This window comes from Bordetella genomosp. 4, from assembly GCF_002261185.1.
Lineage (GTDB): Bacteria > Pseudomonadota > Gammaproteobacteria > Burkholderiales > Burkholderiaceae_B > Bordetella_A.
Genome location: NZ_NEVQ01000013.1, coordinates 965983 through 991008, shown reverse-complemented (window position 1 = coordinate 991008; position 25026 = coordinate 965983). Strand labels below are relative to the sequence as shown.

The window sequence follows — 25026 nt, the reverse complement described above, 5'->3', positions numbered from 1 at the left end:
CTCAACGTGTTTGGGACTGCGGGATGCACACTTATTAATCGCGCGTAAATTCAGCGCCGCCTTTGGGTCTGATGTAGCGGGGGATAGGCAGGCCGGCTTTTTCTGCGGCAGCGAGGATGGAGTCTTCAATCGCGCCGGCATCCCGGATATTGGCGAACTCGTTATCGACGAAATTGATATTGGCACCGAACACCACCATGAAGCCCTCTGCGGGCTCTGTTGCGTCTTCGGGCACAGCGAACGTGTGCACGGAGCCACCGGGCTCGTAGAGATAGCTTCCCGCCGTCTGCGGATCATTTGGATACTCGAGGTAGTTCCATTGACCCTTCGTGGTAAAGAAATGAACCACGCCAGTATGGAAATGCGTGGGCAGCCGAGTGCCTGGAGCGAACTTGCCATAGAGCACCCAGACGCCGTTTTCCCGGTCCAGAAACAGCGGAGTGATGGACGAACCGGGCGCGGCACCTGGCAGCTCGACGCCGTCTGCAATATTGACGCTCAGCAGACGATCCTGATGGGTGATGGTGTTGGGTAATGCCATGACTGCTCCTTGGTGAAAAATGAATCAACTAGGCGGTGCGGCGGGGGCGCACGATTCGCGCAGTATCAGTTGCGTTTTGATGGCAATGCGATCGCTGGAGGCAGTGGGCAACTGCCGGTCCAGATGCTTGAGAACTAGCTGTGCGGCGCAGGTCCCCATGACTTCCAGATCCCAGCTCAGCGATGTGATGGTGGGGCTGAAAAGTTGAGACAGGTCGGTGTCCCCGATGCTGATGACGCTGACGTCTTGCGGAACTGAGTACCCGGTATGGCGGATAGCCTGGAGGACCCCTGAGAGAATCCGCGTGCCGAGACAGAGGAATGCGGTGGGACGCTCGGCCTGCGACAGCAGCGACATCGCCTCGGCAAAGGCGAACTGCATGGCAGAGCGCTCGGCTCGAATCAAGGCCGGATCGGAAGTCAGGCCCCGGGCCTCGAACGCCTTGCGGAATCCCGCAATCCGTTCTTTACCGGTTCGGAGTTCTGTACCTGGCGTCAGCAAGGCGATCCGGGTGTGTCCCAGATTCAATAAATACTGCGTGGCCTGAAAGGCTCCGGCATTATGGTCGACCAGAACGCCGACCGAGCCAGCTGCAAAATCACGATCCAGAGCGACGACGGGCAGATCCTGAGTCAGTTTTTCAATGAGCTCGGCGGACTCTTTTTCGCACGGTCCCATGATCAAGGCATCGACACGCCTGCCGCGGAAAATCTCGATCAGGGATTCTTCCCGTTTGCGTTCATTGTGCGTGCTGGCCACCAGCAAAGAATACCCCTCTGCCTGCAAGGCAGCCTCGGCGGCGGTGATGATCCTCGCATACAGAGGGTTGGCCAAATCGGACACGAGCAAACCAATGACGCCAGATGAGCGGGTGCGCAGGCTGCGTGCGACGACGTCCGGCTTGTAGTCCAGCTCACGCGCGGCTTGGTTGACCGCGGCGATGGCGGCGTCGCTCACGCGGCCTGTACGATTAAGCGCGCGTGAGGCCGTGCCGAGGGAAACGCCAGCTTTCTTCGCAACATCGCGGATAGTGATACGGTCTTTCATGTTCGCATTTGCCCGTGCCAAAATTGGCTAACATACACCGTCTTCAGGCTCGTGACATACCTTATGACCGTCGGCGAATGGGGGCCGAGCCATCCCAGCCTTCGCTTGCTTTCCTGATCTCATCGAAATATTCGCCTTTGCCGCCTTTCATCTCAGAGATCTCGATCATGCCGCTGGGCAGGTCCGGGTGAACGAAATAGGCGAAACGGCCTCTCGTGCCCATTTGTCCGCCATGGCCCTCCACGTAGCCGTGCTGCAGCAGCCTGGCAGTAAAGGCGTCAAACTCATTCAGCGTCCAGTACGCGATGTGCTGCGCGCATTCGCCTGCCTGCTTTAGCGAGTCCATATACAGTGAAGGTGCGTCGTCACGTTGCTGGATGAGTTCGATTTGCAGGTCGCCGGAGTTTGCCAGTGCGATGGACAGCCGGGGCGGTTGAGAGGTTTTGCCGTAGTATCGAAACTCCGTCGTCCCGACTTCTTCTTTGTAGAACCAGGGGCCAACACCGAGCACATCCGACCAATGTTTCATGGCTTTTTCGATGTCTCGCACCACGTAGCCGACCTGGCGTGCGCCTTTGAAGAAAATACTCATATCGATCGCTCATCAATTCATGTGGGCGCCGCCGTTGATATCCAACGTCGTGCCGGTGACATAACTGCTCAGGTCGCTCGCCAGGAACAGGCAACCTCCAGCGATTTCGTGGGGGCGTCCGGCTCGCTGTAACGGCCAATGCTGGGCGGCCTGGTCTTTGCTCTCGTCGGATCGGCCCGTACGGGAAAAGTCCGTCGTAATAAGCCCTGGAGCGATTGCATTGGCGCGGATGTTGTGGGCACCGAGCTCTCTAGCCATGGCTCTTGTCAGCCCTTGCACACCAGCTTTGGCAGCGCAATAGTGTGCGCCGCCAAAGACGCCGCCGCCATTCTGTGCGGATAGCGAGGAGATGCTGATAATGCTGCCAGCGGATCTCTCGATCATGAATGGAACGGTAGCTTTGCTGAGGTTGAAGACACCTTTCAGATTGACGCGGACGAGGCGGTCAAAGTCGTCATCAGCGATGTCTTGGAAGACGGCTTTTTGTGTGATGGCAGCATTATTCACCAGGATGTCGATTCGGCTGGCCGACCATGTGCGGACACTATCGACCGCTCGTGCGCACTGTTCAGGATCGCCAACGTCGCACGTCAATGGCAATAGACTGGACTCATTTCCCCCCAGGTCGTGCGCGCTTTCCCTGATCGCGTCTTCATTCAGATCGAGTATGGCAACCCGCGCGCCGTGTTCCAGGAACAAGCGTGCGGTGGCTTTCCCAATTCCTTTGGGATGCGAGGCGCCGGAGATAATCGCGACACGGCCTTGGAGCAGTTTCATAAGCGTTGGGTAACGAGAACTAGGGGGGGAGGAGAGATGGTTCGCCGGCTTATTGCGGTTTGATCCCGGCCTCTTTGGCAACGGCACGCCAGGCCTCTATGTCTGCCGCATTGGCTTTTTCGTGTTTGGGCCCGGATATATAGTTCGCGGTGATCCCCAGGCCAAGCAGTTTCTGGACAACGTCGGGTTCTTGCAGAACTTTTTCCAATGTCGAGGAGAGCCGCTGGACGACGGGGGCAGGGGTGCCGGCGGGGACATACATTGCCCAGTTCAAATCGCGGTCGAAATCAATCCCCTGTTCCTTGTAGCTGGGTACGTCCGGTGTGCTCGGGGATCGCTTGGTACAGACTGCCAATGCTTTTACTTTGTGCTGCGTGACCATGGGCGTGGCTGTGGCCATGTCGACAAAGCCCAGATCTATATGCCCGCCTATCACGTCGGTCATGACTTGCGTGGTCCCTTTATAGGGCACATGCGTGAGTTTGACATTGCCTTTCTGCGCCATGACCTCACCGCAGAAATGGCCTGTCGAGCCGACTCCCCAACTGGCATATTGCACGGGTTCTTTCCTGGAGTCCGCGAGCTTGCGCAGCTCGGCAACATTGTTGGCGGGGAAGTTGTTGTTGGCGACGACGATGATCGCCGAGTTTCCGATTGCGCCTAATGAGGTAAAGCTCTTGATGGGGTCATAAGGCAGATTCTGGTAGACCAATGGGGAAAGCACATGTGTGGTCATTCCACCGATGGTGATGGTGTAGCCGTCAGGCGCGGATCTGGCCACGGCGGCGATCCCGATGGTGCCGCCTGCTCCGGGCTTGTTTTCAACAATGACGGGCTGCTTGAGTTCGGCAGCGAATCGCTCGGCGAGAATGCGCCCTAGCGTATCTCCGCCTCCACCGGCGGAGAACGGCAAGAGCATGCGAATCGGACGATCGGGGTATTCGGCATGTACGGCGCCGGATATGAGCAAGCCCGCCATCATTGCAGCGGTAAATAGTTTCTGCATTTTTTGTCTCCTGAGAGGTCGTTTTTTCCCTGCGCTCGTTGAGGCCGGTTTATGTCATGCTCGATAGGCGATAAGCGACGCCGCCTCCTTTGACAGCGCCGTATGAGCTTTACAGCAACCCTAGCGAACGCAATTTTGCGTTCTGACAGCTATAGGGACGTTCGCAAATGATTCTGTCGGAGTTGGGAGCAAATTCAAATGTGGCCGCCATGCGTACGCGAAAGGTGCGTCCCGTTGGTTCATATGTTTTGCCGTCTACGGAGAAGGGGCCTTTGTGGGTTCCCGTGAGCCAGAACTCAACCAGGACCGTGTCTGTTCCCTCTGCCGCGGCAACCGCGATGATCTCGTTTTTCAAATCTGGAAAGGCGGCGCGCGACGAATGAAAGTAGCCCATCACCTGGTCGACGCCATCAAACGTTGCGCCGCTTGAGTGCATTTCATAGCGGGGGTGCTCGAAGGTGTCGATGACCTTATCCCATTCCTGTACGCATTCGAGCGCCATGTGATCGATCACGGTTTGTACTCGTGCCGCCTGAAGTTCCTGATTCATTGTCCGCCTTTCGCTGATATTGTGGAAACGTTTCTACAAATTATCATGGCGTTTTTAGCAGTATTTAATTAGGGATAACCATAATTTTGCGGAAACGATTTTATTATCGCGACTCAGATGTGGGGCGGTGATGAAGGAGGATGGAAGTGAGGGGTATGACAGAAGGCCAACGGTCTATCTGCGATAAGATCTCTGCTCCCCCCCAACACGGTCAGGAGCCCCCATGCTGGAACCCAGATTCGATTACGTCACCTGCGCCAGTCCCGCGGGATTGCACCGCATGGCTTATACCGAATGGGGGGATCCCGATAACGATCGCGTTTTGCTCTGCGTACATGGATTGACCCGTACGGGCCGGGACTTTGATTCCCTGGCCCGGCGAATGGCGGGCGACTTCCGGGTGGTCTGCCCGGACGTGGTGGGGCGAGGCCGTTCTGACTGGCTGCCCACGCCGGCGCTCTATAGCGTGCCGCAGTATGTTTCCGACATGGTGACTTTGGTTGCACGACTGCGGCCCGCCTCGTTGTCGTGGGTGGGGACGTCGATGGGGGGCTTGATCGGGTTGGGCTTGGCCGGCATTGCCACCTTTGCCCGCATGATGCATGCTGTGCAGCCTCGTCCCGAGGCGTGGCCGGCCGATCAGGATATCCGCTTTGATCGGATGGTGTTAAACGATGTGGGGCCGAGGTTGAGCCCCGAGGCCTTGGGCCGCATCGGTCAATATGTCGGCCAGCCTGTCGAGTTCGAGTCTTTCGATCAGGCGGTACGCGCGGTGCGAGAGGTGTCGGCGACGTTTGGGCCGCATACAGATGCGCAATGGGAAGACCTCACGCGCAATGTCTACGTCCAGCGTGGCGATAAATGGGTCAAACACTATGATCTGAATCTGGCAGTGCCTCTGGCGTCGCAGGCCGCTGAGGCGTATTCCACGGGAGAACAGATCTTGTGGAATGCCTATGATTCGCTGGATTGTCCCATCCTGATCGTGCGAGGTGCGGAATCGGATTTGTTGAGCGAGGTGACTGCCCACGAGATGTTGGCACGCAACGCCCGAGCTAGTCTGGTCACTGTCGCGGGCGTTGGACATGCGCCGACGCTCATGGATGATGCGCAGATCGATCCTGTGGCGAGTTTTCTACGCGGAGAGCCGATCTCGTCGTGATGGCAGGTGTGCCGACGCATACTTAAGCAGGCGCGACGTGAGAGTCAAGCTGCGGATCAAAGCGGTACGAGGGATTATTTGGGCAGCAGCGACGGCTCCAGCGTCGCGAGTACATCATCGCGCCTGGCGCGATACAAGCGCGCAGGCCGGTGTCCCTCTGTTTTTGTCCGGCCAGTTTCCTCCAGCGCGTTCATTTCCTGGATCCGGCGGATGAATCCACGGGGTTCCAGCGGGCCCCCCAGCAGCTGTTCATATACCCCCCGCAATTCCGAAATCGTGAACTCAGGCGGCATCAGATGAATGGGCAGCGCGGAATAACTGGTCTTGGATTGCACACGCTCGACGGCGGCACGCAGAATCGCGGAATGGTCAAAGGGCAGGGTGCGCTTTCCGACCTCGTTGACGGGCTCCCACTGGAATTTATCGTTGCCTTCAGGCGCGATGTGCGGCGCCACCAGTGCGTAATAGACGATGGAGGCCGACCAGCCGCGCGGATCGCGTGCGGCGCCGGTGAACGTGGCGAGCTGCTCGAGATAGGGGCTTTGTACGCCGGCCTTTTCCTGCAGCACGCGCGTCGCCGTACGTTGCGCATCATGATCGACCTGGGGACGCACAAATCCCCCGGGCAGGGCCCATGCATCAAAAAAGGGCTCTTGCGGATTGTCACGCCGAACCAGGCCGACCTGGAGCCGGCGATCGAGCAGCGTCAACAGTACGACATCGACGGTCAGGATCGGAGTAGGGTGTGAGGTGGGAGAGATATTGCTCATAGCCAGACCAGAATCGGATGTCAGGATATTAACGGCGAAAACGCAGTATGTCACATATATCTACATAAATAGGCGTGTATAACTTAAGGCAAATATGCCGTAAGTGTGTATAATCTGATCAAACCAGCCGAGATGCCTTTGTGGAGAACCATCATGAGCCAGCACATTCACCTCTTGATCATCGATCCTCAGAACGACTTCTGCGATTTGCCGGTTGATGTTCGACCGCAGGTGGGGGCAATGATGACGTCGCCAGCTTTGCCGGTTTCTGGCGGGCACCAGGATATGAAACGGTTGGCCGATTTTGTGACCCGGATGGGGCCGCGTCTGCGCGACATTGCGATTACGCTGGATTCCCACCCCCATGTCGCGATCGAGCGCACGACGTTCTGGAAAGACCGTGATGGACAGTCCGTTGCGCCTTTTACGCTGATTTCGGCGGATAGCGTCGAGGCGGGGGACTTCGTGCCGGCCAGTCACGCGGATCTGGTGTTGCGGCAATTGCGCGCATTGGAGCGTGCCGGACGCTATCAGTTGGTGGTGTGGCCGGTGCATTGCGTGACGGGCACGTGGGGGCACAATATCCACGCCGATGTGGCCGATGCATTGGCTGACTGGGAGTCGCTGTCTCACAGTACGCCGCACAAGGTATTGAAGGGTGAATATCCCTGGAGCGAACATTACGGTGCATTCGAGGCAGAGGTTCCCCTTGCTGATGTGCCATCGACTCAGTTCAATATGCCGCTGGCTCGACGGGTCACCGAGGATGTCGATCTGCTCTTGGTGGCAGGCCTGGCATCCAGTCACTGTGTGGCGGCGAGCGTCGATCAATTATTGGGCGCGTTGCCGCGGCTGCCGCTCAAGTCGGGCTTTCAAATGGTGCTGCTGACCGACTGCATGAGTCCCGTCGGTGGCTTCGAGGCGCAGGCGGAACAGTTCTTGCAGCGCGCGGGTGCCGCAGGTGTTCAGCTGCAGACCTCCCAGCAAATATTTGATGCGTACAGGCTCTGATATTCCAGCAACTCATTAAAGAGAATCACGATGTCTCAATATTTTCGTCCCGTCATTCAATCGTTGTTGGAAACCGATCTGTACAAGTTCTCGATGCTGCAGGCATTGCTGCACAAGTACCCGACCAATACCGCGCAATACCGGTTCGTGTGCCGCAACAAACCGGCCTTTCCGTTGGCCGAGCTGGCCGATGAGGTAAACCGGCAACTGGATTATTTGTGCACCTTGCGTTTTTCTCCGGATGAATTGAAATACCTGGCCACGCGCAGCTATTTCAAGCCGGACTTTATCGAGTATTTGCGCATGTTTCAGTTGCACCGCCCGTTTATCGAGGCGCGCGCTGACGGCGATCAACTCTCGATCATCGCTCACGGGCCGCAGGTGCATGTCATGTTGTTCGAGATTTACGTGCTGGCGATTGTGAACGAACTGTACTTCCGTCGATTGGAAATCGAGGATCTGTCGGAAGGGCGTTCACGGCTGCGCAATAAGGTGACGCAATTGCGAGACGCCTTGGCTGACCTGCAGCTGCGTCATCCTTTTGAGTTTTTTGATTTTGGTCTGCGTCGCCGTTTCAGCGGTGCCTGGCAAGAAGAGGTCGTGGCGACTTTGGCTGCCGAATTGCCGGCCTATTTTCGTGGTACGTCCAACGTATATTTGGCCAAGAAATTCGATCTGGTGCCCATTGGTACGATGGCGCACGAGTATTTGCAGACGTTTCAGGCGGTCGGTGTGCAACTGCGTTTGTCGCAAAAGGCTGCTCTGGAGGCCTGGGTACAGGAATATCGTGGCGACCTGGGTATCGCGCTGACGGATGTGATCGGCATGGATGCGTTCCTGGCGGATTTCGATCTGTATTTCGCCAAGCTGTTCGATGGCCTGCGTCATGACTCGGGCGACCCTGTAGTATGGGGGGAAAAGGCTTTGGCACACTACAAATCGCTGCGTATCGATGCCCATACCAAGCGCCTGACGTTTTCCGATGGGCTGGATGTGCCAAAGATGTTGTCGCTGTATGCGCATTTTGGCGATCGCTGCCAATTGGGTTTCGGGATCGGCACGAACTTGACGAATGACGTGGGGGCGACGCCTTTGAATATCGTCATGAAGCTGGTGAGTTGCAATGATCAGCCAGTGGCCAAATTGGCGGACTCGCCCGGGAAAACGCTGTGCGACGATGAAACATTCCTGGCGTATCTGCGTCAGGTGTTTAACCGCACGGCGGATTGAGCCGACTCCTTTATAGAGGCCGAACTATGCAAAACCCATTTTCGATCACCATAGGCCAGATCAATCCCACGGTCGGGGACATGGACGGCAACATCGCCATGATGTTGGCGGTCGCTCAACAGGCGCAGCAAACTGGCGCGGACATGGTGGTGTTCCCGGAGCTCGCGTTGACGGGCTACACCCCAGGCGATCTGTTGGACGATCCGCTTTTTGAGCGCCGCCGCGCGGCGGCGCAGGCAAAACTCTATGAGACCAGCCGTCAGACACCGGATGTGTATTGGGTCGTTGGTCTGCCAATACGGCGAGAGGGTACGTCTGGAAAGCCTTTTTATAACGGCCTTCAGGTGCTGTTGAACGGCGAAGTCGTACATACGCAGTACAAGCAGCTATTGCCTACCTATGGGGTGTTCGATGAGCAACGTCACTTCGCACCTGGGCCGGATACCGCAAAAATCCTGCGTGTTAGAGGCGCGACGATCGGCTTTCTGATTTGCGAGGATGCCTGGAACGATGAGGCTCAGGATTATTCGGTGAATCCTTTCCTGCGCTTGGCGGATGCGGCGCCGGACCTGGTGATTTCTATCAACGCCAGCCCCAGCAGCAAGGGCAAGCGCCAGGTTCGCCATCAGTTGTTTTCCAAGGCGTGCGCGCGTCACAAATTACCGGTGTTGTACGTGGCCCAGGTGGGTGGACATGATCAGCTGGTGTTTGACGGGGCGTCGTTTGCGGTGGATGCGGCTGGGACTGTGGTGTTCGAGGCCAAGCGGTTCGAGGTCGATTCGCCCACGCTGTGTTTTGATTTGAACAGCCAGACATTCTTTGGCGAGCAGGGACAAACGCTACAGCCGGTGCCGCGCGATGGCTTGCCCGTGTTGGAGTTCTATCGCGAGCAGATCGTGTTGGGCCTGCGCGACTATGCGCGCCGCTGCGGCTTCAGCAAAGTCCTGGTGGGCTGCTCTGGAGGCATAGACTCGGCGCTGACGATAGCGTTGGCGGTGGAGGCCCTCGGGCCTGAAAACGTGATCGCCATCACTATGCCGTCGGTCTATTCGAGCGAGGGCAGTGTGTCTGACTCGGTGGCGTTGTGCCGCAATCTGGGTGTGACGCTGCATGAGATTCCCATACGGGACATCGTGTCGCAGTTTTCGGCCTCGATAGAAAACAGTACGGTGGGCGAGGCGGCGAGCGGCTTGGCGCTGGAGAATCTGCAGGCGCGTGTTCGGGGAACGTTGCTGATGACGTATTCCAACCAGTATGGCCCGTTGTTGCTCACGACCGGCAACAAGTCGGAGCTGTCGGTCGGGTATTGCACACTGTATGGTGACACCAACGGTGGTTTGGGGCTGATCGGTGACCTCTACAAGACCGAGGTTTTTGCCCTGTCGTGGCATATCAACAAGACAGCGGGCCGGGAACTGATTCCGCAGAGCATCATCGAGAAGGCGCCCTCGGCGGAGTTGGCGCCCGATCAAAAGGATACGGATTCGCTGCCGCCGTATGAGGTGCTGGATGAGATTCTGAAAGTCTTGATCGAAGGCTCGTTGCTTGATGCCGAGGATCTGGCGATCGCGCAGAATACGGTCGATGCGTTGACGCAGACGGAGACAGGACGGCAGACGCTGGACAAGGTGCAGCGGCTCATCGCGCGTAGTGAATACAAACGCCGCCAGGCCCCCCCTATCATTCGGGTGCGTGCTCGTGCGTTTGGCACGGGCAGGCAGGTACCTATCACGGCGCGGCAATATTGAAAGGACTCGGTGCTGGCGTCCGTTCATCCCATTTCATAAGTGAAACGGGATGATGGCGGACATTGTCTAGAAAACCAGGAATTGTGATGTCTTCGACTTTTCGTTACCCCGTCACCGTTGTCATCGGCCGCTGGCAGTTGCCGCACTTGGCGCATAAAGCGCTGATCGAGCACGCGTTTGCCGCTGGCGAACGCGTGATGATCGTGATTGGCTCTTCATTTCGCTCACGCAATGATAAAAATCCATTTCGTGAATTCGAACGCCGCGCCATGCTGGAGAGCATGTTGACGCAGGCGCAACGCGCACGTGTGGAGTTTGTATTCGTTCGGGACTATTACGATGATCGGCGTTGGGCCGATGTCTTGCGAGAGGAGGTACGAGCGCGCGCTGCGGGTCAACGAGTCGGTTTGGTGGGCTTCAAAAAAGACGCGTCGGGCTATTACCTCGATCTGTTTCCCGATTGGGCGTATGAGGACGCAGGCAGCATCCAGCCGCTAGACGCGACGCGTTTGCGCGATGTCTATTTCGGAGAGGGCTCGTTGTCATCCAGCATTCAGGTCCTGGAACCCTATGTCGATCCAGGCGTGCTGGACTATTTGCGATCATGGGCAGCGTTGCCGGAATACGAGGTGCGACGCGCCGAGCACCAGGCGATCAAGCGGTACAAGGCAAAGTACACGGGGCCGTACTTTCTGACGGCCGATAGTGTGCTGCAGGTGAATGATCATGTGCTGCTGATCAAGCGTGGCGGTGAAATGGGCCATGGGCAATGGGCATTGCCGGGCGGCTTTGTTGATCCAGGAGAACAGTTCTATGACGCCGCGGTGCGCGAGCTGAACGAAGAGACGCGCTTTGCTGCATTACCTGGCGTGATGAGGGCGGCCCTGAAGAGCAGCGCCGTTTTTGATCACCCGGATCGCAGTCCTCGAGGACGCCTCATCACTCAGGCGTTTCACTTTCGCTTCAGTCGGGATGAGCTGCCGCAGGTACAAGGTGCCGACGATGCCAAGGAGGCTGTGTGGTGGCCCATTGAGGGGCTGTCCGAAATCGAAGCTGATCTATTCGAGGATCATGCTGTGATTCTGGATCATTTTTTTGGTTTTCGATGACTGTGCACTATAGCGTGCAATAGAAAGAACTATGATTGATTGGGTTTCAACAAAAGTTGAAGCTCCTCCTCGACCAGTGGTCAGCTGCAGAACAGGATCAGGTAATGAAGAGTGTACTTCTGATCATCGACGTCCAACGTGGTTTGTTCGATCCTGAACCACGTCCCCATGAGGCTAACGCTGTGCTTGAGCGCATCAATTCGAATAGAAGGTTGAGTAAGCGAGGTTTTCTATGAAAAAGTATCCCTCGAAAATTGACCTGTGGCTGATAGCTTTGTTGGCGGTGCTGACTGCGCTGCTTGCTTGGGGCGCATGGCATTCCGGGCATGTACTCGCTTTTGTGGTGATGATCCTTTGGCTCGCCATTCTCGCCCTGATGATTTTTCCTTGTTACTACGTTTTGACTGACAGTCATTTGTTGGTCCGTTCCGGCATGCGACAGAGGAAAATCCCCTATACCGATATCAAATCTGTCAGGCGCTCGCGGAGTTTTCTGGCTGGGCCGGCGTTGTCGCTACAGCGAGTGGAAATCCAGGTCGGGCCGTTCGACTCGATACTCGTATCGCCGTTGAACCGGGACAAGTTCATTGAAGATGTGCAGTGGCGTGTGTTTGGGCTGTCGTAGACTTTGAATGGCTTGTCGCGCCCAACGGGCGATGAGTTGAGCGTTCCGCTAAACGACGTTAGTTTGCGTACATCACTGATATTGGCGTAAAGCATGGCATTACGGCCGTCGTGATGCAGGTGCTCAGTTATGTTGGCGGCTCTCCCGATTTCAGCCATTACGTTTATATATGAATATCTCTCTCGAGTCGCCCAATCAACCCGGCGTATTGAAGCTCATTGAGGACTTGGACGCCTTTCAAATACCTCTTTATCCGGCAGAGAGTCATCACGGTGTTGACATCGCGACGCTGAGTCAACCGAACGTACTGTTTGCGGTTGTCCGGGACGAGAACAACATCCCCATTGCTTGTGGCGCGATTCTTCTTACCGCCAATTATGGGGAACTGAAGCGTTTTTATGCCGTTCCTTCTCATCGGGGTAAAGGGATCGCTCAGGAGCTTTTAAGTTTTCTGGAGGAGCAGGCGGGAATCAAAGGCTGCACGAACTTTGTATTGGAAACGGGCAATCTGCAGCCCGCGGCACTAGCGTTCTATGCTCGTTGCGGTTACGAGCGTTGTGAACCATTCGGGGAATATGTTGACGACCCAAACAGTATCTTTATGCACAAGATGGTACGCTGATTCTTAAGCGAAAACCGCGATACGTTTGCCCGGGCTCGATACGTTGTTGGTAATGAACTGAGCAGGCATATCTATTGCTGCCTTCCAACGAACTCACAATGAAGATTGCAGTCCTTTCTGACATCCACGGCAATATTTCCGCCTTGCAAGCTGTCCTGGAGGACATTGCACAGCAAGGAGTGGACTGTACGGTCAATCTGGGAGACATTCTTTCAGGACCGCTACATCCTGTTGAGACGGCTGATCTGCTGATGTCACTCGACCTGCCTACCATCCGTGGCAATCATGAGCGGCAACTGCTGACTCATCCGGTGGAGTCAATGGGGGCTTCTGATCGATTTGCCTATGAACGCCTGGGTAAGGCGCATTTGGACTGGATCAGGAGTTTGCCGCTCGATATGCAATTGGACGGCGACATATTGTTAGTGCACGGTTCGCCCGGCAATGATTTGCAGTACCTCATGGAGACGGTGGACGAGACAGGATTGCGGCCAGCCAGCGCAGACGAATAACAAGCCGTCTCGATGGGGTAAACCAATCGATTATTTTCTGCGGCCACACTCATATTCCGCGATCGGTACGTCTGCCCGATGGGCGGAGGGTAATCAACCCTGGTAGCGTTGGCCTTCAGGCTTATGATGATAGCCATCCGGTGCCACACGTCGTGCAGACTGGATCGCCCCAGGCGCGATATGCCATCGTCGAGCGCCAAGGTGCTGATTGGTCCGTCGAGGTGCGTAAAGTGCCCTACGACTATCAGGCTGCCGCGGACCTGGCTCGACGTAACGGCCGGCTGGACTGGGCAGTGGCTTTGCAAACGGGCACGCTGCCAGAATTAGGTTGAAATCTGCGGTATGAAAGCCGGCATTGCCAGCCCGCGAGAGGGCCGTACAATAGTCCTTATGTACACCGCCACCCTGAACATCGATCTGCACTGCCATTCCACTGTGTCCGACGGCATTTTGCCGCCGGCCGAGGTGGCTCGTCGTGCGCACGCCAATGGCGTGGATGTCTGGGCATTGACGGATCACGACGAGGTGGGCGGTATCGCGCAGGCCGGCGAGGCTGCGCGCGAACTCGGGATGCAGTTCATCACGGGTAGCGAGGTCTCCGTCACTTGGGCTGGGCAAACGGTCCATATTGTCGGCCTGGGATTTGACCCCGAAAATCCCGCGTTGCTCGAGGGCCTGCGTAATACGCGGTCTGGCCGCGCCGAGCGGGCGCGCCGCATGGGGCAGCGTTTGGCGGATATGGGGATGCCTGGGGCATACGAGGGAGCCATTCCCTTGGCCGGTAATCCGGACCTGGTCAGCCGCACCCACTTTGCCCGTTATTTGGTGCAAGCTGGGTATTGCCCGGATGTGCAGACTGTTTTCAACAAATACCTGGGCGACGATTGCCCGGGGCATGTTCCCATGCAATGGGCGACATTGCAGGATGCTGTGAGCTGGATCATTGGCGCAGGCGGACGTGCCGTCATTGCGCACCCCGGCCGTTATAAATATTCCTTGCTGCAGTTCAATGCGCTGTTCGACGAGTTTTTGCAGTTGGGCGGCGTCGGGATCGAGGTGGTGACGGGGAGCCACACCGCCGACGAGGCTCGTCACTACGCGGGCGTTGCTCGACGCTTTGGGTTTCTGGCCTCGCGGGGATCGGATTTCCATAGTCCGACAGAGAGCAAGGCGGATCTCGGTTCGCTGCCCCCATTACCCGATGATTTAAAGCCAGTCTGGCACGACTGGTTCTAGGTAAGAATGAACAAGGCTTTTGTTAAAGAGTCGGATCGCGACGACGACGAAGATTTGCCCGAGGTGCAGGCGCTGCCGGCAGGGACGCGCAATTACATGACGCCGGCGGGCTATGCCCGTTTGCGTGATGAGCTGGCTCACTTGATGAACGTCGAGCGCCCCTCGGTCGTGCAGGTCGTGTCGTGGGCCGCCTCGAATGGCGATCGTTCCGAGAACGGCGATTATCTATACGGCAAGAAACGCCTGCGCGAGATTGATCGCCGTATGCGTTTCTTGACCAAACGCTTGGACATTGCCGAGGTAGTCGATCCTGCTGCACAACCGAATCGCGACCAAGTTTTTTTCGGCGCGACCGTGACGTATTCGGACAAGGCGGGCGAAGATCACGTCGTCACGATTGTCGGCGTCGACGAGGCAGAGCCCCTGGCCGGGAAGATCAGCTGGATTTCCCCCGTGGCACGCGCGCTGATCAAGGCACGCGAAGGCGATACAGTTGTCTTACGCACGCCCGGTGGCGTGGAAGAGTTGGATATTCTCGAAGTGCAGTATCCGGCAATTAGCCAATAGCCAAGCGCACCGGCTTACCGATGCGACTGAGCATTTCGACTAGCGTATCGATGGTGAATTTTCCGGCTTTCTTATTCACGACGTCGGAGACGCGCGGTCGGGACACCATCAGTATTTCAGCAGCTTCCGCTTGTTTCAGACCATGCTCGCTAATCCATTTTGCAAGTTCCGACATTAGCTGTTCCTTTAATTGATACGTGTCATTGATCTGCTTTTGAGCCGCGGCGTGTAGACGCTTGGCTTCTTGAGCCGAGAAGCCTAGTTCAAGGAACAGATTGGAATTTGCTTTGGTCACATGGCGGATTTTGGTATCGATCTTCATGATTTTCCCTTCCGTGAACCGACAATAGCGCGATAGCGTTCTGTTGCTAATGTCTTGTCGTGTTTACTAGTGGTTTGCGTTTTCTTTTCAAAGCAATGCAATACATATACGGCTTCTTCGAATTTGGCGACGTAGATGATCCGATACGTTCCAGGGTGTACTCTAATCCTGATTTCTAGAGCGCCCTGGCCGATTCCATCGAACGGCTTCCAGTCATGAGGGAGCAGACCAGCTTGCACCAAACTCAACTGAAAGCCTGCGCATCGCCGGGCCTCAGTAGGGAACTGGATCAAATCGTTATACGAAGAACCAATCCAGCGTATTTCCTTCAGCTGTTTCATTAATAATGATTGTATAAAATTTTATACCAAAAAACGTTCTCCGTGTAGGTGAGCGCGCCGGAACGCAACATTCGTGCGTGAGCCAGAACATAGCGTGCACGTGTCGCCCCGTCTTGCGAAACGGGGTATTTGAGCCTATAGGAATAGTCTGTTTCTGATGCCCCGGTCGTGGCCGTGCAACATGTCAGCAAAAAAAAAAACGGACGCCGATCGGCGTCCGTCGTGGAAGCGGGCTCTGTTGGCCGTGCCTTCCGGTTGGCGGCCGTGGCCGCCATATCCCCTTGGGTTGCTGCTTATTTCTTGCGGGCGGCGATGGCTTTTTCGGCCATGTTGACCAGGTCTTCGCCGACACGTGATTTCCATTTGTCGTAGACCGGCTTGGTCACGGCGACAAATGCTTTGTGTTGTTCCTCCGTCAGCGATGTGACGGTTACGCCATGGCCTTCGATTTCCTTGAGTAACGATGGGTCTTCCGGGGTCACGCCTTTACGGGCGATCGCGATTTCTTTCTTGCCGGCTTCGATGGCAGCTTCGCGGACGATCTTGCGATCGGCTTCAGACCAGGATTCCCAGACTTCGCGATTGACGACAAACACCAGCGGATCGGCAACGTAATTCCACAACGTCAGGTATTTCTGGGCGACATCGTAGAGCTTTGCGCCGGTGTAAATCGATAGGGGATTCTCCTGACCATCTACTGCGCCGCTGGCCAGTGCAGGCTGCGCATCGGCCCAGCTCATTTGGGCGGGGTTGGCGCCCAGGGCGGTGAAGGTGTCGATGTAAAGCGGCGAGCCGACGACGCGCAGTTTCAGGCCCTTGAGATCCTCGGGCTTGGAGATGGCGTGGCGCGAGTTGCTCAACTGACGATAGCCGTTTTCACCCCAGGCCAGCGGAACGACGCCGGCTTTTTCAATGACCTTGAACAGCTCCGCGCCGACGTCGCCTTGTACCAGCGCGTCAATAGCGGCGTAGTCAGGCATCAGGAAGGGCAGCGAAAACAGATTGAGCTGTTTGACCTGCGGCGACCAGTTGATGGTCGAGCCGACGGCCATGTCGATGACGCCCTGACGGATGGCAGTGAATTCACGGGTCTGATCGCCCTGGACCAGCGAGGTGCCGGGATAGACTTTGATGTTGATGCGCCCGTTGGTGCGTTCGCGCACCAGATCCGACCAGATCACCGCGCCTTGGCCCCAGGGAAAGCTGGTGCCTACGACGATGGAGAGTTTGTATTCCGACTTGTAGTTCTGAGCGTGCGCCGGGGTTAACGCGAATGCGGCTGCCGCGCACAAGGCGGCGCCGATCAGGTTGCGTAGCTTCATGGGGTTATCTCCTCGTGTTTGTGAAATTTATGCGTTATTGATTCAACGGCTGGGTGTGATGCTCAATACCCCAGCTTGTGCGGCAGCCACAGTGCCAGTTGCGGAAACACCAATACCGCGACCAGTACCAGGAACATCGCCGCCAACAGCCACAATACCCACGGGATCGTGGATTCCATAGGTACGCGAGCAATGCGGCAAGATACCATCAGATTGACAGCCAGCGGCGGGGTGAATTGGCCCAGCGCCACTTTCAAGGTCAGGATGACGCCAAACCAGACGGGGTCCCATCCATAGGCATTGGCGATGGGCATCAGCAGCGGCACAAAGATCAAAAAGATCGAGATGCCATCCAGGAACATACCCATCGTCATCAGCAGCAGGATCAATAAGGACAGTACGCCCCATTCACCCAAGCCCGAATTGACGATCGCGTGGGTGATCGGGTCGATGATGCTCAGTGTGGACAGTGCCCAGGCAAAGATGCCGGCCAAGGCGACCACCATCATGATGACCGCCGAGAGCTCGGCGGCCTCGCGCAAGATGATGAACAGGTCGCGGACCTTGATCGTGCGATGGATGAACATGCCGACGAACAGGCCATAGAACACGGCGACGACCGCGGCCTCGGTCGGGGTGAACCAGCCCATCCGCATCCCGCCCAGGATCAGGACAGGGGCTGCCAGGCCCCAACTGGCCTCGCGCAAGCTGGCCCAAAAGGGTGGACGGGGCAGGTGGGCTTCCTGAATGCCGAGTTTGTGCTTGCGGGACAGCCATACGGCGGGCACGATCAGGGCGATGCCGGCCAGAATGCCGGGCACCATGCCGGCGGCGAACAGCGCGGGCACGGACGCGCCCGGCACCAGTACCGAATAGATGATGAATGCGATAGACGGCGGGATCAGGATGTCGGTGGCGGCGCCGGCTGCAACGACCGAGGCGGAAAACGGCGCAGGATATCCTGCGCGCGACATAGCGGTGATCATGACGGCGCCGACGGCTGCCGCGCAGGCCGGCCCCGAGCCCGAAATGCCGCCCAGGAACATGGCAACGGCAATGGCGATCAGCGGCAGCATGCCGGGGCCGCGTCCCACGATGGCAATGGCCAGATCGACGAGCCGGCGAGCCACCCCTGACCGGTCGAAAATCGAGCCGACCAGCACAAACATCGGGATGGCCAACAAGGGATACTTGGCTAAGCCAGCGTAAAAATTCTGCGGGACGGCCAACAGGCCGAACCACGCGACATCGTGATTGGAGATCGCAATGGCCAGCGTGCCCGCAACGCCCAGCGACACGCACACTGGGACGCCAATGACCATCAGGATGGCGAAGACGATGAAAAGCAGGGCGGCGATCATTGCGTTTTGCCCTGCAGGAGACGGCGCAGTGTGCCCAGGGTGCGCAGCGCAATCGCCGCCGCCATGGCCGGCAGCCAGATCGAATACCACCACGTCGGCACGCCGATGGCGGGCGATGTTTCCTCGTACATGTACTCGTCCAGCACCAGGCGGGCAGACAACACCGTCAGCAAGATGAAAAACAGCAGGACGACGGTGTGCGAAATGATGGCCAGTCGTCGCTGGCGGGCGGGCGAGCCGCTATCGGCGACCGCCTCGATACGGATATGGTGGTTGCGGACAAATGCGCTACTGCCTCCCGCCATGGTCAGCACGATCAACAGGAACACCGAGATTTCTTCGGTCCACGCAAACGACTGATCGGTGAAATAGCGCACCAGGACGTTGACAAAGGTGATCAGGGCAAGGACCGCCAGTACGCCGACGGCGAGCCAGTCTTCGATAGCCAGGGGGACTTTGACGTCAGGATCGGGGGTGGCGGGGATGATGGGTTCGGCAGGATTGGCCGAGTCGACGGGGACGTCTGGGTGGGACATGGGTAACAGCAGCTTGGAATAGAGGGCAGTAATCGGAAAACAGAAAATGCAGATAACCGGGATAAACAGCAGTCCGGCTAGCGCACGCATGCCAACGCAAACAGGCCAGAGCAAGCCATGCAGGCCATACGGGCCAGGATCGCAGCATCCTACCGTTGACCGCGCCTTGCGTTAGTGCGTGTTTTCCCGTGGATGAAGGGCTTTTGCAACATGTTGCGGCACGGAAATTGCCCGCGATCTGGCCTCAAAGAAGAGATTTTTCTGGCCGATTTTCCAGGGAGGGTGCTGTTTGCTGCATAGCGGCATCACGGATGTAGTGCGATTTTGAATTATTTTGTAACTCCGGCGGGCCCGGGTTCTGCACAACTTTAGGGGGATTCGCTCGGGAAATCCCTGAAAAGGTAAAATGCCTGTTTTGCTTCTTTCCACTTTCCAAACGGCGCCCGCATCGTGTCTCTCGTCCAGCATTTGCCCGGTTCTTCTGTCCTTTCCGCCTTTCGCCGCGAGCGTCTCCTGGCACAGCTGCAAGAGGCGGGCCTGCCTGTCGCAGACGTTTCCGCCCGCTACGAACATTTCATCAGTACGGATACCGCCCTGGATGACGCTCAGCAGCAGCAATTGACGCAGTTGCTGGACTACGGCACGCCCGTGGCTGGCGAGGCGCCGGCCAAGAGCCTGACTCTGCTGGTGATCCCCCGCCTGGGTACGATTTCCCCGTGGGCCAGCAAGGCGACCGATATTGCCCACAACTGTGGCCTGGCTGCGGTGCGGCGCATCGAGCGCGGCGTGCGTTATTTCCTGGTGCCCGAGCGCGGCCTGCTGGGCGCGAAAACGCTGGATGATGCGATGTTGGCCCGTGCGGCCGATTGCCTGCATGACCGCATGACGGAAACCGTCGTGGGAGCGGATTTTGACGCTCAGGCGCTGTTTCAGCCGCTGGCAGGCAAGCCCATGCGCACTGTCGCTGTACAGGCACAGGGGCGTGATGCATTGGTTGAGGCCAATACGACATTGGGCTTGGCGCTGTCCGAAGACGAGATCGATTACCTGGCGCAGTCGTTCACCAGCCTGGGGCGCGATCCCACGGACGTCGAACTGATGATGTTCGCCCAGGCCAACAGCGAACACTGCCGCCACAAGATTTTCAACGCCCAATGGGTGATTGACGGCCAGCCGCAATCAGAAACGCTGTTCGGCATGATCCGCGCTACGCACAAGGCTCAGCCTCAGGGCACGGTCATTGCGTATTCGGATAACGCAGCCGTCATGGAGGGCGGTGCTGCCCAACGTTTCCAAGCCGGTGTGCCGACGTCTGACGGGCAGGGCGGCGAGGCTGCGCGCTATGTGCGGCGCGATGCCACCGTGCATACCTTGATGAAGGTCGAGACGCACAACCACCCCACGGCGATTGCGCCGTTTCCGGGGGCCGCGACCGGTGCGGGCGGAGAGATCCGCGACGAGGGCGCTACCGGCCGTGGATCCAAACCCAAAGCCGGCCTGACGGGCTTTACCGTGTCGCATTTGCGCTTTCCGGATGCCATGCAGCCGTGGGAAGCCGATCATCATGGCTTGCCCGACCGTATTGCTTCGCCGCTGTCCATCATGATTGATGGCCCTATTGGCGGTGCTGCGTTCAATAACGAATTTGGCCGGCCAAACCTGTTGGGTTATTTCCGGACGTACGAACAGACCGCGGGCGATACGCGCTGGGGCTATCACAAGCCCATTATGATCGCGGGCGGTCTGGGCAGCATCGATGCCGAGCTGACCAAGAAAGAAATCATTCCCCCCGGTGCCTTGCTGATCCAGTTGGGCGGTCCGGGCTTCCGTATCGGGATGGGCGGTGGCGCGGCCTCCAGTATCAGCATGGGCAGCAACTCCGCCGAGCTGGACTTTGATTCGGTGCAGCGCGGCAACCCGGAAATCGAGCGCCGCGCGCAAGAGGTCATCGATCGTTGCTGGCAGCAAGGTACGAATAATCCGATTCTGGCGATCCATGACGTGGGTGCGGGCGGTTTGTCCAATGCCTTCCCCGAATTGGTCAACGATGCCGGCCGCGGTGCAGTTTTCGATTTGAAGCGTGTGCCGCTGGAGGAGTCCGGCCTGTCGCCGGCCGAGATCTGGAGCAACGAGTCGCAAGAGCGCTATGTGCTGTCGATCTTGCCGCAGGACCTGGAGCGTTTCGACGCGATCGCGCGTCGTGAGCGTTGCCCGTATGCGGTCGTAGGGGTGGCGACAGAAGAGCGCCAACTGCGTGTGGTGGATGGCGAAGGGCTGCCGGGTGTTGATACGGCTGCAGCCGGTGAGAGTGCGGCGGTTGTGGACTCTGCGGCCGCAGGCGACGCCAATGCGCGGCCAGTCGATGTGCCGATCGATGTGATTCTGGGCAAGCCTCCGCGCATGACGCGCGATGTGCAGCGCTTGCCTGGTGTGTCGGAGCCCTTGGATCTGGTGGGCATCGACCTGACCGAGGCCGCCTATCGCGTGTTGCGTCATCCGACTGTGGCCAACAAATCATTCTTGATCACCATTGGCGACCGTACCGTGGGTGGTTTGTCGAGCCGTGACCAGATGGTCGGGCCATGGCAGATCCCGGTGGCGGATTGCGCGGTCACGTTGGCCGATTACGAGGGTTTCCGTGGCGAGGCCATGGCGATGGGCGAGCGCACGCCGCTGGCTGTATTGAATGCACCGGCATCGGGCCGTATGGCTGTTGCCGAGGCGCTGACCAACCTGGCTGCCGCTGATGTGGCGCGCCTGGAGGACATCAAGCTGTCGGCCAACTGGATGGCCGCGTGCGGTGTCGACGGTCAGGATGCTGCCTTGTACGACACGGTGTCTGCCGTCAGCGAACTGTGCCAGGCAACGGGCCTGTCGATCCCAGTCGGCAAAGACTCCCTGTCCATGAAGACCTCGTGGAACCAGGACGGTGAAAATCGCCAGGTCGTGGCGCCTGTGTCGCTGATCGTGACGGCGTTCGCGCCGGTGGGCGACGCGCGTGCCAGCCTGACGCCGCAACTGCGGTCCGAGGTGGGCGACAGCGTGCTGATCGTGATCGATCTGGGCCGTGGCCGGCATCGCATGGGTGGCTCTATCCTGGCGCAGGCCTACAACCAGGTCGGCGAAAGCGTGCCGGATATCGACGAGCCGCAGGATTTGCGCGCTTTCTTTGTGACGATTCGGACCTTGGCCGAGGCTGGGGTATTGTTGGCGTATCACGACCGTTCCGACGGCGGTCTGTTTGCTACCTTGTGCGAAATGGCGTTTGCCGGCCGCACCGGGATTTCGGTCAACCTGGACATGTTGACCTTCGATGCGAACTCGGCGGATTGGGGCGATTACAAGATCCGTCCCGAGCAGGTCGCGGTGCAACGTGATGAGCTGACGCTCAAGGCACTCTTTACCGAGGAAGCCGGTGCGGTGATTCAAGTCCCCGCATCCGAGCGCGATGCGGTGATGCAAGTCCTGCGCGGTGCGGGGCTGTCGGCGCATTCGCATGTGATTGGCGGGCTGAACGATACCGATACAGTCGAGTTTTATCGTGACGGTAAGAAGATCTGGAGCGAGCCGCGCGCCAATCTGGGGCGTGCCTGGAGCGAGGTCAGCTACCAGATCATGACGCGCCGGGATAATCCGGCCTGCGCACAGGCAGAGCTGGATACGTGGAACGACGTCAAGGACCCTGGCCTGTCACCACGCGTGGCATTCGACCCGCAAGAGGACATCGCCGCGCCGTTCATCGCGATGGGCAAGCGTCCTCGTGTCGCGATCTTGCGTGAGCAGGGTTGCAACAGCCAGGTTGAAATGGCCTGGGCGTTTGATACGGCGGGCTTTGATGCGGTTGACGTGCACATGACCGACTTGTTGTCAGGCCGTATTGATCTGAGCACGATGCAGGGTCTGGTGGCTGTCGGTGGCTTCAGCTACGGCGATGTGCTGGGCGCGGGTGAAGGCTGGGCGCGTACGATTCGGTTTAATAGCCGTTTGTCGGATCAGTTCGCGGCGTATTTCGGGCGTTCGGATACCTTTGGCTTGGGTGTGTGTAACGGTTGCCAGATGATGGCGGCGTTGGCGCCGATGATCCCTGGTGCAGAGTTCTGGCCGCGATTCACGCGTAACCAATCCGAGAAGTACGAGGCGCGTTTGTCGCTGGTCGAGTTGGCTGCATCGCCGTCCATCTTCTTCAAGGGAATGGAAGGGACGCGAGTGCCTGTAGCGGTGGCGCACGGCGAAGGCTATGCGGACTACAGCAAGCAAGGCGACGCGGGCAAGGTTCTGGTCGCTGCGCGGTTTATCGACAACTATGGCAAGGCGACGGAGGCTTATCCGTTTAACCCGAACGGCAGTCCGGATGGGCAGACGTCGGTGACGACGGCCGATGGGCGCTTTACTGTGATCATGCCGCACCCTGAGCGTGTGACGCGTAATGTGATGATGTCTTGGGCGCCTCAGCAATGGGGGGATGCCGATAGTGGTGGTGCCTATAGCCCGTGGATGCGGATGTTCCGTAATGCTCGCGTCTGGGTGGGGTGAGCGTTAACTGCTTTCGGTGAAAAAAAGCCTGGCTTTTTAGCTGGGCTTTTTTTGTTGGGCCGGTAAAGGTGGCAACGTTGGCGTTCTATTGGACGTCGAGGCTGGGCAGTGCAACGGTGTTCCGAGTTTTTTTGAAGGGATTTGGCTTGAACGAGTACGTTGGGTGATATTCGCTTAGCTCTTGCATGTCTGAATCCCAGGTTTGAATTACGGCATTTTGCATTCGGCGGCGAAGGCGTCTGCATGGTTGGTCAGCGTGGTGCCGACGAGTTTGTTTTGCAGTTTGCCATCCGCGGTGCGCTGGACTTGGCGCATGTAGATGTCCTGGATCGGATACTGGTTGGTGTTGAATTTGAAACTGCCGCGGATGGATTGAAAGTCCGCGGCTTTCAGGGCTTGCCTGAAGGCGGCTTTGTCTTCCATTTTGCCGCCGACTTTGCGTACGGCGCTGTCGATGAGCATGGCGGTGTCGTAGGCCTGGGCGGCGTACATGGTGGGTGAGCGCCCGTAGGATTTTTCAAAGTCGGCCACGAATTTTTTGTTGGCGGGATTATCCAGGTCGGCGGCCCACTGTGAGGCGTTGTACAGGCCTTCCATGGCGTCGCCGACGGCGCGAATCGTGTCTACGTCGGCGGAGAAACCCGGGGTGAGAATGGCCATTTGTTTGTCCATGCCGGCCGCGCCCATCTGTTTGATGAAGTTCACGCCCAGGCCGCCTGGCAGGAACAAGAACACGGCGTCAGGCTTGGTGGCGCGCAATTGCGCCAGTTCGGCGGAAAAATCGAGCTGGCTGAGTTTGGTGTAGACCTCGTCGGCGATGGTGCCTTTGTACAGGCGTTTGAAACCATCCAGCGATTCGCGCCCGCCAGGATAGTTGGGGGCAATGAGGGCGACGCTTTTGTAGCCTTTTTCGGTTGCGAACTTGCCCATGGCGGCGGGGATGTCTTCGTTCTGCCAGGCGACGGCATAAAAGCGCGGATCACATTTTGCGCCAGCGTAGTCTTTGGGACCGGTGTTTACCGATAGATAGACGGTATCGCTGCGCAGGATTTCAGGGAGTACGGGCAAGAGGACATTCGAGAACACGACGCCGGTCACAACATCGACTTTGTCGCGTTTGAGAAAGCGTTCGACCGCGCGGCGTGCGGTTTGCGGGTCTTGGTGATCGTCTTCGATTTCCAGTTCGACGGGCACGCCACCGAGCTTGCCGCCTGCATGCTCCACGGCGAGGTTGAAGCCGTCGCGGATTTCATTGCCCAGCGCGCTGCCAGGGCCGGACAGCGTGGTCAAGAGGCCGATTTTGACGGCGTCTTCTGCTTGGGCAGGACAGAACGCCAGGCTGGCGATCAAGGCGGCAACGGTCGCTGTGGCGCGCATGCGCGCAAGGGAGGCAGCTTTACTCATGGTGTCGGGTCCAGGTTTGTGGCACTGCAATACGCCGGCGGAAGTCGCCAAGCCTCGTGCAGATTGTGCGCAAACCCATGGCTGCAAACTATCCGAATTTGG

23 protein-coding genes and 1 pseudogene are annotated in these 25026 nt (G+C 58.0%); 11 read left to right on the top strand and 13 right to left on the bottom strand.

The window, feature by feature from the left end:
• Positions 1-34: 34 nt before the first annotated feature.
• The 6 genes from CAL20_RS14785 to CAL20_RS14760 all read right to left on the bottom strand — a co-directional run bounded on the left by CAL20_RS14785 (position 35) and on the right by CAL20_RS14760 (position 4513).
• Positions 35-541 (bottom strand): 2,4'-dihydroxyacetophenone dioxygenase family protein, encoded by a 507-nt coding sequence (locus CAL20_RS14785; RefSeq protein ID WP_094838211.1) that lies wholly within the window; start codon positions 539-541, stop codon positions 35-37.
• Between the two features lie 24 nt (positions 542-565).
• Positions 566-1588: a LacI family DNA-binding transcriptional regulator gene (locus tag CAL20_RS14780; RefSeq protein WP_094838210.1), complete on the bottom strand. Its 1023-nt coding sequence runs from the start codon at positions 1586-1588 to the stop codon at positions 566-568.
• A 61-nt stretch (positions 1589-1649) separates the two neighbouring features.
• Entirely contained in the window at positions 1650-2180 is a 531-nt protein-coding gene (locus CAL20_RS14775) for a VOC family protein (RefSeq protein ID WP_094821867.1), read from the bottom strand.
• A 12-nt stretch (positions 2181-2192) separates the two neighbouring features.
• Positions 2193-2957 carry an SDR family NAD(P)-dependent oxidoreductase gene (locus CAL20_RS14770; RefSeq protein ID WP_094821866.1) on the bottom strand — a complete coding sequence of 255 codons (765 nt, stop codon included), beginning with the start codon at positions 2955-2957 and terminating at the stop codon, positions 2193-2195.
• A 49-nt stretch (positions 2958-3006) separates the two neighbouring features.
• On the bottom strand, positions 3007-3963 hold the full coding sequence (locus CAL20_RS14765) for a Bug family tripartite tricarboxylate transporter substrate binding protein (protein ID WP_094821865.1): 957 nt from the start codon (positions 3961-3963) through the stop codon (positions 3007-3009).
• 109 nt (positions 3964-4072) lie between these two features.
• On the bottom strand, positions 4073-4513 hold the full coding sequence (locus CAL20_RS14760) for an ester cyclase (protein ID WP_094821864.1): 441 nt from the start codon (positions 4511-4513) through the stop codon (positions 4073-4075).
• Positions 4514-4736: 223 nt separating this feature from the next.
• On the opposite strand from CAL20_RS14760, the gene CAL20_RS14755 reads away from it, so the two are divergent.
• Positions 4737-5675 carry an alpha/beta fold hydrolase gene (locus CAL20_RS14755; RefSeq protein ID WP_094838209.1) on the top strand — a complete coding sequence of 313 codons (939 nt, stop codon included), beginning with the start codon at positions 4737-4739 and terminating at the stop codon, positions 5673-5675.
• A gap of 74 nt (positions 5676-5749) precedes the next feature.
• On the opposite strand, the gene CAL20_RS14750 is transcribed toward CAL20_RS14755, so the two are convergent.
• The gene (locus CAL20_RS14750) at positions 5750-6445 is read right to left on the bottom strand and encodes an NUDIX hydrolase (RefSeq protein ID WP_094821862.1); all 696 of its coding nucleotides are present in this window, start codon (positions 6443-6445) and stop codon (positions 5750-5752) included.
• A 153-nt stretch (positions 6446-6598) separates the two neighbouring features.
• Here CAL20_RS14750 and CAL20_RS14745 point away from each other — a divergent pair, with 153 nt between their 5' ends.
• From CAL20_RS14745 to greB, 9 genes and pseudogenes are all read left to right on the top strand, one after another.
• Entirely contained in the window at positions 6599-7456 is an 858-nt protein-coding gene (locus CAL20_RS14745; RefSeq protein WP_094838208.1) for a hypothetical protein, read from the top strand.
• A 30-nt stretch (positions 7457-7486) separates the two neighbouring features.
• Positions 7487-8686, top strand: coding sequence for a nicotinate phosphoribosyltransferase (pncB, locus tag CAL20_RS14740; protein WP_094821860.1), 1200 nt, complete (start codon positions 7487-7489; stop codon positions 8684-8686).
• Positions 8687-8712: 26 nt separating this feature from the next.
• The gene (locus CAL20_RS14735; RefSeq protein WP_094838207.1) at positions 8713-10434 is read left to right on the top strand and encodes an NAD+ synthase; all 1722 of its coding nucleotides are present in this window, start codon (positions 8713-8715) and stop codon (positions 10432-10434) included.
• An 86-nt stretch (positions 10435-10520) separates the two neighbouring features.
• Positions 10521-11543, top strand: coding sequence for an NUDIX domain-containing protein (locus tag CAL20_RS14730; protein WP_094821858.1), 1023 nt, complete (start codon positions 10521-10523; stop codon positions 11541-11543).
• Positions 11544-11775: 232 nt separating this feature from the next.
• Positions 11776-12168: a PH domain-containing protein gene (locus CAL20_RS14725; RefSeq protein WP_094838206.1), complete on the top strand. Its 393-nt coding sequence runs from the start codon at positions 11776-11778 to the stop codon at positions 12166-12168.
• A 169-nt stretch (positions 12169-12337) separates the two neighbouring features.
• Positions 12338-12790 carry a GNAT family N-acetyltransferase gene (locus tag CAL20_RS14720; protein WP_094838205.1) on the top strand — a complete coding sequence of 151 codons (453 nt, stop codon included), beginning with the start codon at positions 12338-12340 and terminating at the stop codon, positions 12788-12790.
• Between the two features lie 98 nt (positions 12791-12888).
• Positions 12889-13634 (top strand): annotated as a pseudogene (locus CAL20_RS14715) (metallophosphoesterase family protein).
• Positions 13635-13692: 58 nt separating this feature from the next.
• On the top strand, positions 13693-14538 hold the full coding sequence (locus tag CAL20_RS14710) for a 3',5'-nucleoside bisphosphate phosphatase (RefSeq protein ID WP_094838397.1): 846 nt from the start codon (positions 13693-13695) through the stop codon (positions 14536-14538).
• A gap of 6 nt (positions 14539-14544) precedes the next feature.
• On the top strand, positions 14545-15105 hold the full coding sequence (gene greB, locus CAL20_RS14705; RefSeq protein WP_094821856.1) for a transcription elongation factor GreB: 561 nt from the start codon (positions 14545-14547) through the stop codon (positions 15103-15105).
• Here the strand turns inward: greB and CAL20_RS14700 are convergent.
• The 5 genes from CAL20_RS14700 to CAL20_RS14675 form a co-directional block, all read right to left on the bottom strand.
• Positions 15095-15427, bottom strand: coding sequence for a helix-turn-helix domain-containing protein (locus CAL20_RS14700; RefSeq protein WP_094821855.1), 333 nt, complete (start codon positions 15425-15427; stop codon positions 15095-15097). The genes greB and CAL20_RS14700 overlap by 11 nt on opposite strands.
• Positions 15424-15768: a type II toxin-antitoxin system RelE/ParE family toxin gene (locus CAL20_RS14695; RefSeq protein ID WP_094821854.1), complete on the bottom strand. Its 345-nt coding sequence runs from the start codon at positions 15766-15768 to the stop codon at positions 15424-15426. Before CAL20_RS14695 ends, CAL20_RS14700 begins: the two co-directional genes overlap by 4 nt.
• Before the next feature lie 293 nt (positions 15769-16061).
• Positions 16062-17090 carry a DctP family TRAP transporter solute-binding subunit gene (locus CAL20_RS14685; protein WP_094838203.1) on the bottom strand — a complete coding sequence of 343 codons (1029 nt, stop codon included), beginning with the start codon at positions 17088-17090 and terminating at the stop codon, positions 16062-16064.
• 62 nt (positions 17091-17152) lie between these two features.
• Entirely contained in the window at positions 17153-18451 is a 1299-nt protein-coding gene (locus tag CAL20_RS14680; RefSeq protein WP_094838202.1) for a TRAP transporter large permease, read from the bottom strand.
• Positions 18448-18987: a TRAP transporter small permease gene (locus tag CAL20_RS14675; protein ID WP_094822125.1), complete on the bottom strand. Its 540-nt coding sequence runs from the start codon at positions 18985-18987 to the stop codon at positions 18448-18450. Before CAL20_RS14675 ends, CAL20_RS14680 begins: the two co-directional genes overlap by 4 nt.
• A 450-nt stretch (positions 18988-19437) precedes the next feature.
• Here CAL20_RS14675 and purL point away from each other — a divergent pair, with 450 nt between their 5' ends.
• Positions 19438-23520: a phosphoribosylformylglycinamidine synthase gene (gene purL / locus CAL20_RS14670; RefSeq protein WP_094838201.1), complete on the top strand. Its 4083-nt coding sequence runs from the start codon at positions 19438-19440 to the stop codon at positions 23518-23520.
• 207 nt (positions 23521-23727) lie between these two features.
• Here the strand turns inward: purL and CAL20_RS14665 are convergent, their stop codons facing one another.
• A complete protein-coding gene (locus CAL20_RS14665; RefSeq protein ID WP_094821850.1) occupies positions 23728-24924 on the bottom strand; it encodes an ABC transporter substrate-binding protein in 1197 nt (398 codons plus the stop codon).
• Positions 24925-25026 lie beyond the last annotated feature (102 nt).

What these genes read in the sequence shown, in the direction of transcription:
- CAL20_RS14785 (WP_094838211.1), bottom strand. Translation starts at nt 541, where the DNA reads ATGGCATTACCCAACACCATCACCCATCAGGATCGTCTGCTGAGCGTC.
- CAL20_RS14780 (WP_094838210.1), bottom strand. Translation starts at nt 1,588, where the DNA reads ATGAAAGACCGTATCACTATCCGCGATGTTGCGAAGAAAGCTGGCGTT.
- CAL20_RS14775 (WP_094821867.1), bottom strand. Translation starts at nt 2,180, where the DNA reads ATGAGTATTTTCTTCAAAGGCGCACGCCAGGTCGGCTACGTGGTGCGA.
- CAL20_RS14770 (WP_094821866.1), bottom strand. Translation starts at nt 2,957, where the DNA reads ATGAAACTGCTCCAAGGCCGTGTCGCGATTATCTCCGGCGCCTCGCAT.
- CAL20_RS14765 (WP_094821865.1), bottom strand. Translation starts at nt 3,963, where the DNA reads ATGCAGAAACTATTTACCGCTGCAATGATGGCGGGCTTGCTCATATCC.
- CAL20_RS14760 (WP_094821864.1), bottom strand. Translation starts at nt 4,513, where the DNA reads ATGAATCAGGAACTTCAGGCGGCACGAGTACAAACCGTGATCGATCAC.
- CAL20_RS14755 (WP_094838209.1), top strand. Translation starts at nt 4,737, where the DNA reads ATGCTGGAACCCAGATTCGATTACGTCACCTGCGCCAGTCCCGCGGGA.
- CAL20_RS14750 (WP_094821862.1), bottom strand. Translation starts at nt 6,445, where the DNA reads ATGAGCAATATCTCTCCCACCTCACACCCTACTCCGATCCTGACCGTC.
- CAL20_RS14745 (WP_094838208.1), top strand. Translation starts at nt 6,599, where the DNA reads ATGAGCCAGCACATTCACCTCTTGATCATCGATCCTCAGAACGACTTC.
- pncB (WP_094821860.1), top strand. Translation starts at nt 7,487, where the DNA reads ATGTCTCAATATTTTCGTCCCGTCATTCAATCGTTGTTGGAAACCGAT.
- CAL20_RS14735 (WP_094838207.1), top strand. Translation starts at nt 8,713, where the DNA reads ATGCAAAACCCATTTTCGATCACCATAGGCCAGATCAATCCCACGGTC.
- CAL20_RS14730 (WP_094821858.1), top strand. Translation starts at nt 10,521, where the DNA reads ATGTCTTCGACTTTTCGTTACCCCGTCACCGTTGTCATCGGCCGCTGG.
- CAL20_RS14725 (WP_094838206.1), top strand. Translation starts at nt 11,776, where the DNA reads ATGAAAAAGTATCCCTCGAAAATTGACCTGTGGCTGATAGCTTTGTTG.
- CAL20_RS14720 (WP_094838205.1), top strand. Translation starts at nt 12,338, where the DNA reads ATGAATATCTCTCTCGAGTCGCCCAATCAACCCGGCGTATTGAAGCTC.
- CAL20_RS14710 (WP_094838397.1), top strand. Translation starts at nt 13,693, where the DNA reads ATGTACACCGCCACCCTGAACATCGATCTGCACTGCCATTCCACTGTG.
- greB (WP_094821856.1), top strand. Translation starts at nt 14,545, where the DNA reads ATGAACAAGGCTTTTGTTAAAGAGTCGGATCGCGACGACGACGAAGAT.
- CAL20_RS14700 (WP_094821855.1), bottom strand. Translation starts at nt 15,427, where the DNA reads ATGAAGATCGATACCAAAATCCGCCATGTGACCAAAGCAAATTCCAAT.
- CAL20_RS14695 (WP_094821854.1), bottom strand. Translation starts at nt 15,768, where the DNA reads ATGAAACAGCTGAAGGAAATACGCTGGATTGGTTCTTCGTATAACGAT.
- CAL20_RS14685 (WP_094838203.1), bottom strand. Translation starts at nt 17,090, where the DNA reads ATGAAGCTACGCAACCTGATCGGCGCCGCCTTGTGCGCGGCAGCCGCA.
- CAL20_RS14680 (WP_094838202.1), bottom strand. Translation starts at nt 18,451, where the DNA reads ATGATCGCCGCCCTGCTTTTCATCGTCTTCGCCATCCTGATGGTCATT.
- CAL20_RS14675 (WP_094822125.1), bottom strand. Translation starts at nt 18,987, where the DNA reads ATGTCCCACCCAGACGTCCCCGTCGACTCGGCCAATCCTGCCGAACCC.
- CAL20_RS14665 (WP_094821850.1), bottom strand. Translation starts at nt 24,924, where the DNA reads ATGAGTAAAGCTGCCTCCCTTGCGCGCATGCGCGCCACAGCGACCGTT.